Source organism: Methylorubrum pseudosasae, assembly GCF_029504475.1.
GTDB classification, from domain to species: Bacteria; Pseudomonadota; Alphaproteobacteria; order Rhizobiales; family Beijerinckiaceae; genus Methylobacterium; species Methylobacterium extorquens.
Map to the genome: position 1 here is coordinate 1,112,196 of NZ_JAQGDU010000002.1, position 15,562 is coordinate 1,127,757.

11 protein-coding genes and 2 pseudogenes are annotated in these 15,562 nt (G+C 69.7%); 11 read left to right on the forward strand and 2 right to left on the reverse strand.

The annotated features are described in order from the left end of the window. Positions 1–75: 75 nt before the first annotated feature. Positions 76–2,863: pseudogene (locus M2437_RS06100) on the reverse strand ([protein-PII] uridylyltransferase). A 159-nt stretch (positions 2,864–3,022) separates the two neighbouring features. On the opposite strand from M2437_RS06100, the gene M2437_RS06105 reads away from it, so the two are divergent. The 7 genes from M2437_RS06105 to M2437_RS06135 all read left to right on the forward strand — a co-directional run bounded on the left by M2437_RS06105 (position 3,023) and on the right by M2437_RS06135 (position 9,062). Further along, a complete protein-coding gene (locus tag M2437_RS06105) occupies positions 3,023–3,997 on the forward strand; it encodes an aliphatic sulfonate ABC transporter substrate-binding protein (protein WP_253386825.1) in 975 nt (324 codons plus the stop codon). Between the two features lie 8 nt (positions 3,998–4,005). Beyond that, positions 4,006–4,638 (forward strand): LysE family translocator, encoded by a 633-nt coding sequence (locus tag M2437_RS06110; RefSeq protein WP_253386826.1) that lies wholly within the window; start codon positions 4,006–4,008, stop codon positions 4,636–4,638. A gap of 60 nt (positions 4,639–4,698) precedes the next feature. Then, entirely contained in the window at positions 4,699–5,538 is an 840-nt protein-coding gene (locus tag M2437_RS06115; protein ID WP_012779024.1) for an ABC transporter permease, read from the forward strand. 7 nt (positions 5,539–5,545) lie between these two features. Further along, the gene (locus M2437_RS06120; protein ID WP_253386827.1) at positions 5,546–6,325 is read left to right on the forward strand and encodes an ABC transporter ATP-binding protein; all 780 of its coding nucleotides are present in this window, start codon (positions 5,546–5,548) and stop codon (positions 6,323–6,325) included. A 75-nt stretch (positions 6,326–6,400) separates the two neighbouring features. Next, complete coding sequence (locus M2437_RS06125; RefSeq protein WP_003600767.1) at positions 6,401–6,910, forward strand: OsmC family protein; 510 nt, start codon at positions 6,401–6,403, stop codon at positions 6,908–6,910. A 26-nt stretch (positions 6,911–6,936) separates the two neighbouring features. Continuing rightward, on the forward strand, positions 6,937–7,635 hold the full coding sequence (locus M2437_RS06130) for a response regulator transcription factor (protein ID WP_056202200.1): 699 nt from the start codon (positions 6,937–6,939) through the stop codon (positions 7,633–7,635). Then, on the forward strand, positions 7,632–9,062 hold the full coding sequence (locus M2437_RS06135) for a sensor histidine kinase (protein ID WP_253386828.1): 1,431 nt from the start codon (positions 7,632–7,634) through the stop codon (positions 9,060–9,062). The genes M2437_RS06130 and M2437_RS06135 overlap by 4 nt, the downstream gene beginning before the upstream one ends. Before the next feature lie 7 nt (positions 9,063–9,069). Here the strand turns inward: M2437_RS06135 and M2437_RS06140 are convergent, their stop codons facing one another. Then, on the reverse strand, positions 9,070–9,285 hold the full coding sequence (locus M2437_RS06140) for a hypothetical protein (RefSeq protein ID WP_012605502.1): 216 nt from the start codon (positions 9,283–9,285) through the stop codon (positions 9,070–9,072). A gap of 434 nt (positions 9,286–9,719) precedes the next feature. Between M2437_RS06140 and M2437_RS06145 the strand changes: the two are divergent. The 4 genes and pseudogenes from M2437_RS06145 to aqpZ all read left to right on the forward strand — a co-directional run bounded on the left by M2437_RS06145 (position 9,720) and on the right by aqpZ (position 15,524). Beyond that, a pseudogene (locus tag M2437_RS06145) lies at positions 9,720–10,398 on the forward strand (DUF2161 domain-containing phosphodiesterase). A gap of 106 nt (positions 10,399–10,504) precedes the next feature. Continuing rightward, the gene (locus M2437_RS06150; RefSeq protein WP_253386830.1) at positions 10,505–13,468 is read left to right on the forward strand and encodes a bifunctional [glutamine synthetase] adenylyltransferase/[glutamine synthetase]-adenylyl-L-tyrosine phosphorylase; all 2,964 of its coding nucleotides are present in this window, start codon (positions 10,505–10,507) and stop codon (positions 13,466–13,468) included. Positions 13,469–13,518: 50 nt separating this feature from the next. Continuing rightward, positions 13,519–14,412 (forward strand): 3'-5' exonuclease, encoded by an 894-nt coding sequence (locus tag M2437_RS06155; protein WP_253386831.1) that lies wholly within the window; start codon positions 13,519–13,521, stop codon positions 14,410–14,412. Positions 14,413–14,783: 371 nt separating this feature from the next. Continuing rightward, entirely contained in the window at positions 14,784–15,524 is a 741-nt protein-coding gene (gene aqpZ, locus M2437_RS06160; RefSeq protein ID WP_253386832.1) for an aquaporin Z, read from the forward strand. Positions 15,525–15,562: the final 38 nt, after the last annotated feature.

Consider the following 15,562-nt stretch of genomic DNA (forward strand, 5'->3'; position numbering starts at 1 on the left):
TCTCGAAGGGTTCCGGGATGGGGCTGATATCATTCGGGCAAACCCCGAAATCAAGCGCACCGTGCCAGGGACGGGTCAGAGTTCCCGCGGCGGCGGCGAATCGACGAGGGCGTCGAGCCCTTCCGCCCGGAGGGCGGCGACGTCGCTGGCGAACACCTCCATCACCGCGGCGCGGATCATCGCGAGTCGGTCGGGCTGCACCACGCGGGTGCCGGTGAGGTCGGTCACGTAGAACACGTCCACCGCCCGCTCGCCGAAGGTCGCCACATGCGCCGAGGTGATGTTGAGGCTCAGGCGGTTGAGCCCCGTCGTCAGCTCGTAGAGCAGGCCCGGCCGGTCGAGGCCGGTGATCTCCACCACGGTCTCGCGGCTCGACAGGGCGTTGTCGATCGACACGTCCGGCGGCACGAGGAAGGTCTTGGGCGGCTGCTTCGGGTGCTTGTCGGCGACGAGTTCGGCGATCTTGATCTCGCCCTTCAGCGCCCGCTCGATCGCGGTGGCGATGCGGCCGGCCCGGCGCAGCTCGTCCTCGTCCCGCTCGAAGGCGCGGGAGATGAAGATCGAATCGAGGGCGAAGCCGTCGGTGGTCGTGAAGATTTGCGCATCGACGATATTGCCGCCCATCGTCGCGCAGGCGCCGGTGATGATGGCGAGTAGCCGGGGATGATCGGGGGAATAGACTGTCAACTCGGTCACGCCGCGCACCGGATCGGTCTCGTAGGTCGTGGCACTGGTGCGGCCCTCTTCCATCACCGTGCGCAGGAAGCGGGCGTTCTTGAAGTGGCGCGTCGAATCCACCTTGAGCCAGTAGGCTTGGTTGTGGCGCGCAGCGTAGCCGTCGAACAGCTCGGAGTTCCAGTCCGAGAGCTGCTCGCGCAGGGCCATCTGGATCAGCCGCACCCGGTCGGTGCGGGCGATCTCCGAATGGCCGCCGGACAGGACGACTTCGGTCTCGTCGTAGAGGGTGCGCAGCAGCGTGCCCTTCCAGGCCGTCCACACGCCGGGGCCGACCGCCTTGATGTCGGCGACGGTGAGGATCGCGAGCAGCTTCAGCCGCTCCAGGCTCTGCACCTCGCTCGCGAACTTCTCGATCGTCCTGCGGTCGGAGAGGTCGCGGCTCTGCGCCGTCATCGACATCAGCAGGTGGTGCTCGACCAGCCACGAGACCGTCTCGGTCTCCGCCTGGCTCAGACCGAAGCGCGGCCCGAGCTTGCGGGCGATGGCCGCACCCGCGATCGAGTGGTCCTCCGGCCGGCCCTTGGCGATGTCGTGGAGCAGGATCGCGACATAGAGGGCGCGGCGGTTGTGGATCGTATCGATGAGCCGAGAAGCGAGCGGATGCTCGTCGCGCACCCGGCCCGAATCGATCGCGGCGAGCACGCCGAGCGAGCGCAGCAGATGCTCGTCCACCGTGTAGTGGTGGTACATGTTGAACTGCATCATCGCGACGATGCGGCCGAATTCCGGGATGAACCGGCCGAGCACGCCCGCCTCGTTCATCGATCGCAGGATCGTCTCCGGAGCGTTCTTCGAGGTGAGGATGTCGAGGAACAGCCGGTTGGCCTCGGGGTCGATGCGCACCGCGTGGGTGATGAGCTTGAGCGAGCGGTTGGCCAGCCGCGCCGCGTCCGGATGGATCGGGAGGTTGTGCCGGTCGGCGAGCCAGAACAGACGGATCAGGTTGACCGGATCGCGCTCGAACGCGTCCTCGCCGCGGATGTTGACCCGGCCGTTGTCGATCCAGAAATCCTCCGCCTCGATCGAGGTCGCGCGGAAGCGGTCGCGGAAGCGGCCGATCCAGCGGTCGAGCACCGGCGTGCGCTTGGCGTGGCGTGCCTCCAACTCGGCGCAGACGATGGCGGTGAGGTCGCCGACGTCCTTGGCGATGAGGAAATACGCCTTCATGAAGCGCTCGACGCCCGAGAGGCCGCCGCGGGAGCCGAAGCCGAGCCGCTCGGCGATCTTGGGCTGCAGCCCGAACGACAGCCGCTCCTCCGGCCGCCCGGTCACGAAGTGGATGTGGCAGCGCACCCGCCACAGGAATTCCTCGCAGCGCTCGAACAGGCGGTACTCGTCCGGCGTGAACAGCCCGGCATGGACCAGCTCGGCCTGATTGCGCACGCGGTAGGTGTATTTCGCGATCCAGAACAGGGTGTTGAGATCGCGCAAGCCGCCCTTGCCGTCCTTGACGTTGGGTTCGACGAGGTAGCGCGAGGCGCCTGCCTTGGCGACGCGGGCATCGCGTTCGCGCAGCTTGGCGTCCACGAATTCCGAGGCCGACCCGATCACCAGTTCCGTGTCGAATGCGGGTGACCATCTCCTCGAACAGCGAGCGCGAGCCGAACAGGAAGCGGGATTCCAGCAAAGCGGTGCGGATCGTCATGTCGGCGCGGCCCTCGCGCAGGCATTCCTCGACGGAGCGCGTCGCGTGGCCGACCTTCAGCTTGAGGTCCCACAGCACGTAGAGCATCGCCTCGACGACGCTCTCGGACCATGCGGTCTGCTTGTAGGGCAGCAGGAACAGCAGATCGATGTCCGAGCCCGGCGCCATCGTACCTCGGCCGTAGCCGCCGGTCGCGACGATCGCGAGGTGCTCGCCTGTGGACGGGTTGTCGTTGGGATAGAGGCGCCAGACCACGGCGTCGTAGATCGCCCGCACCACCGCATCGGTGAGGCGGCTCAGACGCTGCGCGCAGGCAAGGCCGTCGCGTTCCTTGAGGAGAAGCCGTTCGGCGTCCGCGTGACCGGTCTCGATCACCTTGCGCAGCTCGGGCACAAGGAGCCCCCGCAGCTTGGTCGGCTCGCGGGCGTCGCGGTCGAGGGAGGCGACGATCTTTTCCAGGACGGGAACGGGGTCGAACATGGCCGTCCCGTTAGCATGTAAAGCCGGCGGCGGCATCGGCCGGTTGCAGGCAACTCAGCCGTTCTGTTTCGCGGATTTTTCGTTTGACGAAACGAACGTGACTGTTCTAGCCATCAGGTGGATCCGGCAATAAGCCGGGCCGACATGGGAGACAGCCGCATGATTCGACGCCGCACCGTCCTCTCCGCCTTCGCCGGATTGTTCGGCCTCCTCGCGACGGGTTCGAACCTGCGGGCTGCCGACGTCTCCGAGATCCGGCTCGACTGGGCGACCTACAATCCGGTCAGCCTGGTTCTGAAGGAGAAGGGCTTTCTGGAAGAGGCGCTGAAGGCCCGCGGCATCAAGGTGCGCTGGGTCCAGTCGCTCGGCTCCAACAAGGCGCTCGAATTCCTGAACGGCGGCGCCATCGATTTCGGCTCCTCGGCCGGGGCAGCCGCACTCCTGGCGCGCATCAACGGCAACCCGATCAAGGTCGTCTACGCCTATTCCCGGCCGGAATGGACCGCGCTCGTCACCCGCAAGGAGACCGGGATCGGCAAACCCGCCGACCTCAAGGGCAAGCGCATCGCCGTCACGCGCGGCACCGATCCCCACATCTTCCTGATCCGCGCCCTCCAGGGTGCCGGGCTCACCGAGAAGGACGCCAAGCTCGTCCTGCTCCAGCACGCCGACGGCCGCACGGCGCTCGACCGCGGCGACGTTGATGCCTGGGCCGGGCTCGATCCGATGATGGCCGCCGCCGAGATCGAGAGCGGCGACGTGCTGTTCCACCGCGATGCCGCCGCCAACACCTGGGGCGTGCTCGACGTGCGCGAGGATTTCGCCAAGGCGCATCCCGATCTCGTGAAGGTGGTCATTGCCGCCTACGAACAGGCCCGCGCCTACGCGCTCGCCAACCCGGACGCCCTGAAGAGCGCGCTCGTCTCGGCCACCAAGCTGCCCGAGGCGGTCATCGCCAAGCAGATCGAGCGCACGGACCTGAGCCAGCCCGCCGTCGGTTCGGCCCAGGCCGAGAGCATCCGCGCCGCCGGCCTTGCCCTGCAGCAGGCGGGCGTCATCCCGGCGTCCACCGACGTAGCGGCGGCGGTGGACGGTCTGATCGATCCGCAGTTCAACCCGGCCCCGACCCGCTGAGCCTGCCGATGCCGGACGCCGCGCACCTCGCCGCCTTTGCCCTGGTCTGCCTCGGGATGGTGCTGACGCCCGGCCCGAACATGGCCTACCTCGTCTCACGCACCGTCGTGCAGGGACGAGCGGCCGGGTTGGTGTCGCTGACGGGTGTCGCGGCGGGCTTCGTCGTCTACTTGCTCTGCGCGGCCTTCGGCATCACCGCCCTCCTCGTGGCGGTGCCCTTCGCCTACGATGCCCTGCGCTTGGCCGGGGCGGCATATCTCTTCTTCCTCGCGTGGCAGGCCGTTCGGCCCGGCGGACGCTCGCCCTTCGACACCCGCCCGCTGCCGCCCGACGGAGCGGGGCGGCTCGTCACCATGGGCTCCCTGACGAGCGTGCTGAACCCCAAGATCGCGGTGATGTACCTGTCGTTGCTGCCGCAATTCATCGATCCGGCGGCGGGCGGGGTGCTGACGCAATCCCTTGCGCTCGGCCTCCTCCAGATCGCGGTGAGTCTCACGGTGAACGCGGTGATCGTTCTGTCCGCCGGGTCCGTCGCTGCGTTCCTGAAGGGGCGGCCCCTCTGGCTCCTCGCGCAACGCTGGTTCATGGGGACGGTGTTGGCGGGGCTCGCGCTGCGCGCGGCGACCGATGCGCGGCGCTGAACGGCCGACCCGGACGAGTATTTTCGAGAACACGATGCAAATCCGGCGCGGCACCCTCGCATGAGCGTCACCACCGTTCTCTCCGACGACACGGAGCCGAAAGCGGTTCCCGCGCGTCGCTCTGCTCTTCTGGGGGGCGGGGCGCGCCTGGCGCTCGGTCTGCTGCTGCCGCTCGTCCTGGCGCTCGGCTGGGAGGCGGCCGTCGCGGCCGGGCTCGCCTCCGGGCGCCTGCTCCCGCCGCCGAGCCGGGTCGCGGCCGCGCTCTGGACGCTCGCGGCCTCGGGCGAACTCTGGACCCATGTCGAGGCGACCCTGATCCGCGTCGGCCTCGGCTTCGCCTTCGGGGCCGGCGCCGGCATCCTCGCGGGCGCGCTCACCGCGACGCTGCCGACCCTGCGCTGGCTGGTCGATCCGAGCCTTCAGGCCCTGCGCGCCGTCCCCTCGCTCGCCTGGGTGCCGCTGTTCATCCTGTGGTTCGGCATTCTCGAGACGCCGAAGGTCGCCCTGATCGCGGTCGGGGTGTTCTTTCCCGTCTACATCGGCGTGGCCGGTGCCATCGCCTCGGTCGATCGCAAGCTGGTGGAGGTCGGCCGCATCTTCCGCCTCTCGAAGGTTGCGCTCGCCCGGCGCATCCTCCTGCCGGCCGTGCTGCCGGCCACCCTGACGGCGCTCCGCACCGGGCTTGGCCTCGGCTTCCTGTTCGTGGTCGCCGCCGAACTGATGGGCGCCTCCGAGGGGCTCGGCTACCTGCTTCTCGACGGCCAGCAATTCAGCAAGCCCGACCAGATCCTGGCCGCGATCATCAGCTTCGCCGTGGTCGGTAAGGCCGCCGATGCCGGGCTCGTCGCCCTGACCAGCCCGCTGGTGCGCTGGCAGGATACGGCGCGGGAGACCCTGTGAGGCCGCCATGCTGAGCATCCAGAGCCTGTCCAAGACCTACGCCGACGGCACCCGCGCGCTGGAGGGCATCGACCTTCAGGTGCCCAATGCCGAGATCGTCGCTCTGATCGGCGGCTCGGGCTGCGGGAAGACCACGCTGCTGCGCCTCATCGCCGGGCTCGACCGGCCGAGCGCGGGCCACATCGCCCTCGACGGTGAACCGATCACCGGGCCCCATCCCGGCGTCGGCCTCGTGTTCCAGGAACCGCGCCTGCTGCCCTGGCTGACGGTCGCCGAGAATGTCGGCTTCGGCATCGATCACCTGCCGAGGCGCGAGCGGCGGGAGCGCATCGCCCACGCCCTGGAGCGGGTCGGCCTTGCCGAACAGGCCGGGCGCTGGCCCCGCGAACTGTCGGGCGGGCAGCAGCAGCGCGTCTCGATCGCCCGGGCGTTCGTGGCCAACCCGCGGGTGCTGCTTCTCGACGAGCCGTTCTCGGCGCTCGATGCCTTCACTCGCAAGGATCTTCACCGCCATCTCCTCGCCCTGTGGGAGGAAGTGCGGCCGACGGTGCTGATCGTCACCCACGACGTCGCGGAAGCGGTGGCGCTCGCCGACCGCGCCATCGTCATGCGCCCGCGCCCCGGTCGCCTCGACGACACGGTGGCCCTGCCGATGCGCCGGCCGCGCGACCCGGCGGCGCCGACGAGCGAGGCGGCGACCCGCAACATCCTTGCCGCCCTCGATCATTCGCTTCGCCCGCGCGACGCCTCTCGTGCACCGGAACTCGCCGGCGGCAGCTCGTTCTGAGGTGTCGCGGACCCGCGAAAGCCGCTAAATCCTCGACACCAAAAAACGCGCCACCAAGAAAACCCGAGGAAATCCATGGACGCCGACGCCCTGCGCGCTCTCCAGGCACCGCTCAAGAACAAGTACCGCGAGACGCCGGATTCCGCCGTCATCACCCTCAAGGCGAAGGGCTCGCTGGACGACACCAGCATCGCCTGCAAGGTCGAGACCGGTCGCGCGCTGGCCGTGGCCGGCCTGCACCCCGCCACCGGCGGTTCGGGCGCCGAACTCTGCTCCGGCGACATGCTGCTCGAAGCGCTCGTCGCCTGCGCGGGCGTGACGGTGAAGGCAGTGGCGACCGCGCTCGAAATCCCGCTCAAGGCCGGCACGGTCAGCGCCGAGGGCGACCTCGACTTCCGCGGCACGCTCGGCGTCGACAAGGAGGCGCCGGTGGGCTTCCGCTCGATCCGCCTGAAGTTCGACCTGGACACCGACGCTCCCCAGGAGAAGCTCGACCAGCTCCTGAAGCTGACCGAGCGCTACTGCGTCGTGTTCCAGACCCTCAACCACAAGCCGGAATTGTCGGTGAACGCCTCGCGCTCCTGAGCGGCGAAGCGTATCTGACAGGCGTCATGCGCCTGCTCATCATCGAGGACGACCGCGAGGCCGCCGCCTATCTGGTCAAAGCGTTCCGGGAAGCCGGGCACGCGGTGGACCATGCGGGCGACGGCCTCGACGGCTATGCGCTCGCCCGTGAGGGCGATTACGACGTGCTGATCGTCGATCGCATGTTGCCGAAGCTCGACGGGCTTTCGCTCGTGCGCTCCCTGCGCGAGCAGGAGATCGCCACGCCGGTCCTCATCCTCTCGGCGCTGGGCCAGGTGGACGACCGGGTGAAGGGTCTGCGAGCCGGGGGCGACGACTATCTCCCGAAACCCTACGCCTTTTCCGAGCTTCTGGCCCGCACCGAGGTGCTGGCCCGCCGTCGCACGGCCGCGACCGGCCAGAGCGAGGCCACCGCCTACCGGGTCGGCGACCTCGAACTCGACCGGCTCTCGCACCGGGTGACGCGGGCGGGCCGCGAGATTGTGCTCCAACCCCGCGAGTTCCGGCTGCTCGAATACCTCATGCGCCATGCCGGGCAGGTCGTGACCCGGACGATGCTGCTGGAGCATGTCTGGGACTACCATTTCGATCCGCAGACCAACGTCATCGACGTCCACGTCTCGCGGCTGCGCGCGAAGATCGACCGCGGCTTCGAGCATCCGATGATCCACACGGTGCGCGGCGCGGGCTACGTCATCCGTGCGGACGAGCCGCAAGCCTCGTGAGCCCGACCGCCGCATCGCCGCCGCCGGACGGCCTCCTCGCGCGCCTCGGAAAGATCTTCCGCACGACCGCGTTCAAGCTGTCGCTCGCCTATCTCGTGCTGTTCGCGGTGCTGGCTTCGCTCGGGCTCGGCTACGTCGCCTGGAACGCGCGGCGGGTGCTCGATGACCAGATCCTCTCGACCATCGATGCCGAGATCAACGGGCTGTCCGAGCAATACACGGCAGGCGGGCTGCGCCGCCTCATCGCCGTGGTGGAACGGCGCGCCAAGGAGCCCGGCGCCTCGCTCTATCTCGTGACCACGCCCGCGGGCGAGCACATCGTCGGCAACGTGAGCCGGCTGCCGGCCGACATCCTCGCCCGGTCCGGCCAATACGAGAGCTATTACGGGCGCGGCTCCGATTCCGGCCCGAGCGAGCATCGTGCGATTATGCGGGTCTTCAATCTCGCCGGGGGCTTCCGCCTCGTCGTCGGCCGCGACACCGAGGAGCGCGACCACCTGCGCGCGGCGATCGGCAACACCTTCGGCTCCTCGCTCGCTCTCGTCGTGCTGCTCGGCGTGCTCGGCGGCTGGTTCGTGGCGAGCCGCGTGCTGAAGCGCGTCGACGACATGACCGAGACCACCCGCACGATCATGGCGGGCGATCTCGACGGTCGCCTGCGGGTCGGCGGCACCGGGGACGAGCTGGACCGCCTCGCCCAGAACCTCAACCTGATGCTGGAGCGCATCGGCGAGCTGATGCGCGGCATGCGGGAAGTCTCCGACAACATCGCCCACGACCTCAAGACGCCGCTGACCCGATTGCGCAACCGCGCCGACGAGGCCCTGCGCACAGCCGAGACGCCGGAGGCCCTGCGCACGGCGATGGAAGGTGTGATCGAGGATAGCGACGGGCTGATCCGGGTGTTCAACGCGCTCCTCACCATCGCCCGCCTGGAGGCCGGCAACGCGCCCGAGAGCGTGAGCCGCTTCGATGCCGGGGCGGTGGCGCGGGAGGTGGCCGAACTCTACGAGCCGCTGGCCGAGGACAGGGGCCTGAGCCTGACCGTCGAGATCGAGCCGGATCTGATTCTCGATGGCAACCGCGAGTTGGTCGGGCAGGCGATCGCCAACCTCCTCGACAACGCCATCAAGTACGGTGCCCGCTCCTCGGCGTCCGGCCCACAGGAGATCACGGTCAGCGCCGGGCGCGCCGACGGCGTCGTTCAACTCCGGGTGGCGGATCGCGGCCCCGGCATTCCGGAAGCCGAGCGCGAGCGGGTGCTCGACCGCTTCGTGCGCCTCGATGCCGCCCGCACACGCCCCGGCTTCGGCCTGGGCCTCAGCCTCGTCGCCGCCGTCGCCCGGCTGCACGGCGGACGCCTCGACCTTGCCGACAATGCTCCCGGGCTCTCCGTCACCCTGAGCCTGCCGGCCGGCGCGGCCTGAAGCGAACTCAGTTCAGGAAATTGCGAACGCCGTCGGGGTCGGCGAGCGTCGCCAGCGGGCTGCCGGGGAGCGCCAGGACCACCAGCAGGACCGAGAGCGTGACGGTGGCGAGCCCCAGCACCGCTCCGACCCGCTGCGGTTCGAACCGGCGGCTCGCGATCAGGGCGCAGCCAAGCGTGAAGACGGCGGCTTCGGCGAAGGGAACGAGGGTGGTGCTGCTCATCGATTCGCTTTCGTCCTCGGTCGCCGTGTCGTCCGCCGGAAGTACCGCGAGAGGATGCCGCTCCGGCCCAGCTGGGATCAACCGAAGAAAGCGTGTTCCTGCTCCCGAGCCATTCATGACAGGATGGCCGGGTCGCGGAAAAATTCCCTCGAGGCAGGGCGCCGGGGCCGAGGGACGGCTCCGACACGCTGTCTTCGTTCGCGCGATCGTCAGAGCGGCTTCCAGGGCCATCGCTTCGACCGGTTCGCCCTGACCATCGAGGCGGCGCTGGCCGGGCTCGGCGCGGCGCGACCCGGCCTGAGGGGGAGCGGGAAGACGCGTCGCGCGGTGGAGGTCGCGCGCTTCGGGTGGTATCTGCCTCGCGCGTGTCGCCCGATGATCCATCCACTCCGCCCCATCCGCACGGCCTCCCGCGCTTGCCGGTCGCCGCAGCCATGAGCGCGTCCGCCCGCCTGCCGGAAACGGCGCTCTACGCGCCGGTGAAGGGCTTCCTCGAAACCCTCGGCTTTGCCGTCAAAGGCGAGATCGGCGGCTGCGACCTCCTGGGCGTGCGCGAGGGCGAGCCGCCGGTGCTGGTGGTGTGCGAGCTGAAGCAGAGCTTCAACCTGGAACTCGTGCTGCAGGCCGTGGACCGCGCCGGCGCCTGCGACGAGGTGTGGCTGGCGGCGCGCCTGTCGGTGCGCGGCAAGGGGCGGGAGGCCGATGCGCGCTTCCGCAACCTGTGCCGGCGCCTCGGCTTCGGCCTTCTCGGCGTCGGTGCCGACGACGGCGTCCATGTCCTTCTCGGCCCTGGAGCGCCGATGCCCCGGCGCGACCCCAAGCGGCGCTCGCGCCTTCTGAACGAGCATCGCCGCCGACAGGGCGACCCCGTGGCCGGCGGCGGTTCGCGCGCGCCGGTGATGACCGCCTATCGCCAGCAGGCCCTCCTCTGCGCCCGCGCCCTGGCGCCCGGGCCTTTGCGCCCGCGCGACCTGACGAGCACCGTCCCGACGGCTGCCGCCATCCTCCGCCGCAACGTCTAACGGCTGGTTCGAGCGCACCGGCCACGGCGTTTACGCGCTGACGCCGGTCGGGCACGAGGCGATCGGGCGATGGCCTTCGACGCCGCCCTGACGCGCGCCCTCCCGAAATGCCCTTGGCAGAACCCGATTTGCGCGTTTGATGGGCAGGGCCGCGGCGCGACGGCGATGCGGACGCTTCGAATCGAAGAAGGGACGGCATGGGCAGGCGACACGACGGGCAGATTGCCCGCGACGACGGCACGGTGCCCCTGATCGCGCGGCTGGGGCAGGCCCCGCCGCTCTCGAACCCCGAGGCGGCGCAGGCGCGCCTCGACGAGATCGCCGACGCGCTTCCCAACGCACTGCGCGAGGGCCCGGCCCGCGACCTCCTCGCGGCGCTTGCCGACCACTCGACCTTCCTGTGGTCGCTCGCCTCGCGCGATCCCGCCCGTCTCGTCCGCCTGTTCGAAGAGGCGCCGGAAGCGGCCGATGCCCGCATCATTGCCGCGCAGCGGGCCGCCGGCCGGGCAGGGGAGGGCGCCGCGCCCGACCTCGATGCGGTCGGCAAGACCCTGCGGCGGAACCGGGCCGAGCACGCGCTCCTCGTCGCGCTCGCCGATATCGGCGGTCTCTGGCCGCTGGAGCGGGTGACCGCCGCGCTCTCCGATTTCGCCGACGCCTCGGTGTCGGCGGCCGTTGATGCGATGCTGCTGCAAGCGGCCGCCGCCGGCCGCTTCCTGCCGAAGGATGCGGGTGAGCCGCAGGCCGGCTCGGGCCTCGTCGTGCTCGGCTTAGGCAAGCTCGGCGGGCGCGAGCTGAACTACTCGAGCGATATCGATGTGATCGTGTTTTTCGATCCCGAGACCGTGCCGCTGAAGCCGGGGCTGGAGCCGACGCCGTTCTTCACCAAACTGGCGCAGGGCGTCTCGAAGCTGCTGCAGGAGCGCACCCGCGACGGCTACGTCCACCGGGTCGATTACCGCCTGCGGCCCGATCCCGGTTCGACGCCGACCGCGATGAGCCTCGCCTCGGCCTACGTCTATTACGAGACCACGGGCCAGAACTGGGAGCGGGCGGCCTTCATCAAGGCCCGTGCCATTGCCGGCGACATCCCGGCGGGCGAGCGGTTCCTGGCCGACCTCACCCCCTTCGTCTGGCGCAAGTATTTCGATTTCGCGGCGATTGCCGACGTGCACGCGATGAAGCGGCAGATCCACGCCGTGCGCGGGCACGAGGCGCTGGCGGTGGCCGGCCACGACATCAAGCTCGGACGCGGCGGCATCCGCGAGATCGAGTTCTTCGTCCAGACCCAGCAACTCGTCTTCGGCGGCCGGCGCCCGATGCTGCGCGGGCGCTCCACCGTGCCGATGCTGGCCAAGCTGCACGAGGACGGCTGGATCTCCGCGGAGGCGCGCGATGAACTCGGCGCGGCCTACGCCTTCCTGCGCACGGTCGAGCACCGCCTGCAGATGGTCCGCGACGAGCAGACCCAGCGCCTGCCGACCGACCGGACCGAACTCGAGAATTTCGCCCGGTTCGCGGGCTTTACCGACCTCGCCGGTTTCGAGGCGGCCCTGCTCGCCCATGCCCGCCGGGTGCAGGCGCATTACGCCTTGCTGTTCGAGGCCGGGCCCGATCTCTCCTCCGAGGTGGGCGACCTCGTCTTCAGCGGCGCGGCCGACGATCCGGCGACGCTGGCCACCCTGCGCAGCCTCGGCTTCCGCGATCCCGAGCGCGTCACCGACACCGTGCGCGGCTGGCATTTCGGGCGGCGGGCAGCGGTGCGCAGCCCCCGCGCCCGCGAGGTGCTGACCGAACTGGTTCCGGCCCTGCTCAAGGCGCTCTCGGGCACGCCCGATCCGGACGCGGCCCTGGCCAATCTCGACCGCGCCTTCGGCCGGATGCCGGCGGCGGTGGAACTGCTGACCATCCTGCGCGAGCACGAGCGCCTGCGGCTGCTCTTTGCCGACCTGCTCGGCAGCGCCCCGCGCTTGGCGGGCACCGTCGCCTTCTCGCCGCACGTGCTCGACGCGGTGATCGATCCCGATTTCGGCGACCCGTCGGTCGATGCCGGAGCCATCGCCGCGCATTACCGCGCCCTTCTCGGCCGGCCCGACAGCCACGAGGTGTTTCTCGACCGCAGCCGCGACGCGGCCCGGCAGCTCCGTTTCCTCACCGGGGCGCGGCTCCTCTCCGGCATTCTCACGCCGCAGGCAGCCGGCTGCGCCTTCTCGGCGATCGCCGACGCCGCGGTGGCGACCGCGCTGGACGCCGTCTCGAAAACCTTCTTCGCCGATCACGGCCCGATTCCGAACGGCCGCATCGTCGTGCTCGGCTATGGCCGCCTCGGCTCGCACCAACTCACCGCAGAGTCGGACCTGGACCTCGTGGTGCTCTACGATTTCGACCCGGAGAACCGCACCAGCACCGGCCCCAAACCCCTCGACGCGGCGGTGGCCTATAACCGGCTGACCCAGCGTCTCGTCGCGGCGCTCACCGCCCCGACCCGCCGCGGCCTGCTCTACGAGGTGGACCTGCGCTTGCGTCCCGGCGGGGGCCAGGGTGCGGCGGCGGCGCAGTTCCGCAGTTTCCGCGCCTACCAGCGCGAAGAGGCGGAACTCTGGGAGCACATGGCGCTGACCCGCGCCCGTGTGATTGCCGGTGACGAAAGCCTCGCCGAGGAGGCGAAAGCGACGATCCGTGACGCGCTGATGCAGCCGCGTGGCGCCGACACGGTGAACCGCTCCGTGCGAAGCATGCGCGCCACGGTCGAGAACGAGAAGGGTGATCACGGCCCCCTCGACCTCAAGCTCAGCCCCGGCGGCCTGCTCGACCTCGATTTCCTGGCGCAGGCCCTGGTCCTCGGCCATGCCCACACCCATCCCGATCTGATCGGCCTCGATGCGCCCGAGGTGTTTTCCCGCGCCGCCGAAGGCGGGATCATCGCAGCGGACGAGGCGGAGCCACTGGCCGACGCCTACCGGCTCCTCGACGACGTGCATCAGTGGCAGCGCCTTATGGTCGAGGGCGACCCGACCCAGGCCTCCGACGTGGCGCTCGCCCGCCTCGCCCGCGCCGCCAACCTGCCCGATGCCAAGGCGCTCAGTGCCCGGCTCGACGAGGAACGGCGGACGGTGCGGACGATTTTCGACCGCCGGCTCGGGCGGCCGAGCGGCGGTTAAAGCCGTCCGCGCCTTGCGGGATGAGTCCGTGACCCCTTAATCTCAATCCCATGAAGGTCGTCGCGATCGATTTCGAGACCGCCAACGAGCGGCGCGACAGCGCCTGCGCGGTCGGGCTTGCCTGGATCGAAGGGGGCCGCGTGGTGCGGCGCGAATCCCGGCTGATCCGCCCGCCGCAGTTGCGGTTCTCGCCCGGCAATATCCGCGTCCACGGCATCCTGCCGGCGGACGTGCGTGATGCGCCGACCTTTCCCGAAGTCATCGCCGAGTTCCTGCCCGACCTGTCGGGCGGGTTGATGCTCGCGCACAATGCCGGCTTCGACATGGGCGTGCTGGCCGCCTCGCTGGCCGCCTGGGGCGAGCCGGTGCCGGATATGGCCGGCCATTGCACCCTCCAGATCGCCCGGCGCGTCTTTCCCGATCCCGCCGGCCACGGCCTCGCCAAGGTGGCGGGCCGCCTCGGCATCCGCTTCGAGCACCACGATGCGGGCGAGGATGCCTTTGCCTGCGCCGAGATCGCGCTCGCGGCCCTGCGCGAGACGGGTGCGGCCGACATCGCCGACCTCGCCCGCGGCCTCGGCCTCACTCCGATCCGTGCTCTCACCACGCCGCGCCGGGACATGACCCGCTCGACCTCGGCGAAGGCGCTGCGCGCCTCGGGCATTGTCGATCTGCGGCCCACGAACGCCCTGCGCTTCGCCATGCGCGGCAGCACCGGCAACCGCTACTCGCTCGAATTTGAGGAACGGACGGACGGGCCGTATCTGCGCTGCTCCTGTCCGGCGGGCACCCATCGCCGCCGCTGCCGCCATGTCGATGCGCTCGTCGAGGGCGATATCACCGAGCTGACGTCGAACAATTTCGACGATGTCGAGCGGCTGCGCCAATTGCTTGACGGCAAGAGCGTCGGACCGCTGCGGATCAAGGGCGTCGCCGCTGCCTGAAATGACGGCTTTGCGTGGCTCGTTGAGCGGCATCATGCTGCCGTTCGTGCCTCCTCTCCCGAGCGGAGGCGGCACGCTGTGGACGTTGGCGGGGACGCCACTCCCGAAGCAAGCGACCCTCCTCCTTATCGAAGCCGTGAGAGCGCAGAATCGCCCGTGAGGACGCGGCGGACACGGAGGTGGTACGACTTTTTCGTGCCGCTCAACCTATGACGCCGATCATTGTCGGCGCAATCGGCGCGTGAAATCCTCGCCCGATGCGTCCCGGCGGGTGCCGACGCAGACGACCTCGGTCTCGCGGTGCGCCGATTGAACCTTCGACACGATCGATGAGTGCGCGCCGCGCGACCCTCTCAGCAAGAGGTGTCGCCATGGATCACGATACGATGCGTCGGACGACCGCCGAATTCTTCGGTACCTTCTGGTTGACCTTCGGCGGCTGCGGTGCCGCCGTCCTCTCCGCGGCCTTTCCCGAACTCGGGATCGGCTTCCTCGGCGTCGCCTTCGCCTTCGGCTTCACCGTGCTGACGATGGCCTACGCCGTCGGCCACATCTCGGGCGGCCATTTCAATCCGGCGGTGACGCTCGGATTGTGGTCGGCCGGACGCTGCGCGAGCCGGCACGTCCTGCCCTACGTCATCGCCCAGGTCATCGGTGCAACGGTGGCGGCCTTCGCCCTCTACGCCATCGCCTCCGGCAAAGCCGGCTGGGTGCCGAACGGGTTCGCCGCGAACGGCTATGGCGAACTCAGCCCCGGCAAGTACGGTCTTGCCGCGTGCCTGATCACCGAAGTCCTGACGACGTTCATCTTCCTGTTCATCATCGTCGGCACGACGTCGAAGGGCGCGGCGGCGGGCTTTGCCGGCATCCCCATCGGGTTTGCCCTCGTGCTCATCCACCTGATCTCGATTCCCGTGACCAACACATCGGTCAACCCGGCGCGCAGCACGGGGCCGGCCCTGTTTGCAGGGCCGGAATACATCGCGCAGCTCTGGCTGTTCTGGCTCGCGCCGATCGCTGGAGCGATCGCGGCCGGCGTTGTCGGACGCTGGCTCTACGAACCCGCCGACATGGTCGAGACAACGGTGCTCGAGAGGGGCGCCGAGATCTGACGGCGGCTCGCTAATGATGACGAGGCAATCCCTGCCCC

Excerpts from the sequence above, each read along its gene's own strand:
- M2437_RS06105 (WP_253386825.1), top strand. The coding sequence starts at position 3,023 with ATGATTCGACGCCGCACCGTCCTCTCCGCCTTCGCCGGATTGTTCGGC.
- M2437_RS06110 (WP_253386826.1), top strand. The coding sequence starts at position 4,006 with ATGCCGGACGCCGCGCACCTCGCCGCCTTTGCCCTGGTCTGCCTCGGG.
- M2437_RS06115 (WP_012779024.1), top strand. The coding sequence starts at position 4,699 with ATGAGCGTCACCACCGTTCTCTCCGACGACACGGAGCCGAAAGCGGTT.
- M2437_RS06120 (WP_253386827.1), top strand. The coding sequence starts at position 5,546 with ATGCTGAGCATCCAGAGCCTGTCCAAGACCTACGCCGACGGCACCCGC.
- M2437_RS06125 (WP_003600767.1), top strand. The coding sequence starts at position 6,401 with ATGGACGCCGACGCCCTGCGCGCTCTCCAGGCACCGCTCAAGAACAAG.
- M2437_RS06130 (WP_056202200.1), top strand. The coding sequence starts at position 6,937 with ATGCGCCTGCTCATCATCGAGGACGACCGCGAGGCCGCCGCCTATCTG.
- M2437_RS06140 (WP_012605502.1), bottom strand. The coding sequence starts at position 9,285 with ATGAGCAGCACCACCCTCGTTCCCTTCGCCGAAGCCGCCGTCTTCACG.
- M2437_RS06150 (WP_253386830.1), top strand. The coding sequence starts at position 10,505 with ATGGGCAGGCGACACGACGGGCAGATTGCCCGCGACGACGGCACGGTG.
- M2437_RS06155 (WP_253386831.1), top strand. The coding sequence starts at position 13,519 with ATGAAGGTCGTCGCGATCGATTTCGAGACCGCCAACGAGCGGCGCGAC.
- aqpZ (WP_253386832.1), top strand. The coding sequence starts at position 14,784 with ATGGATCACGATACGATGCGTCGGACGACCGCCGAATTCTTCGGTACC.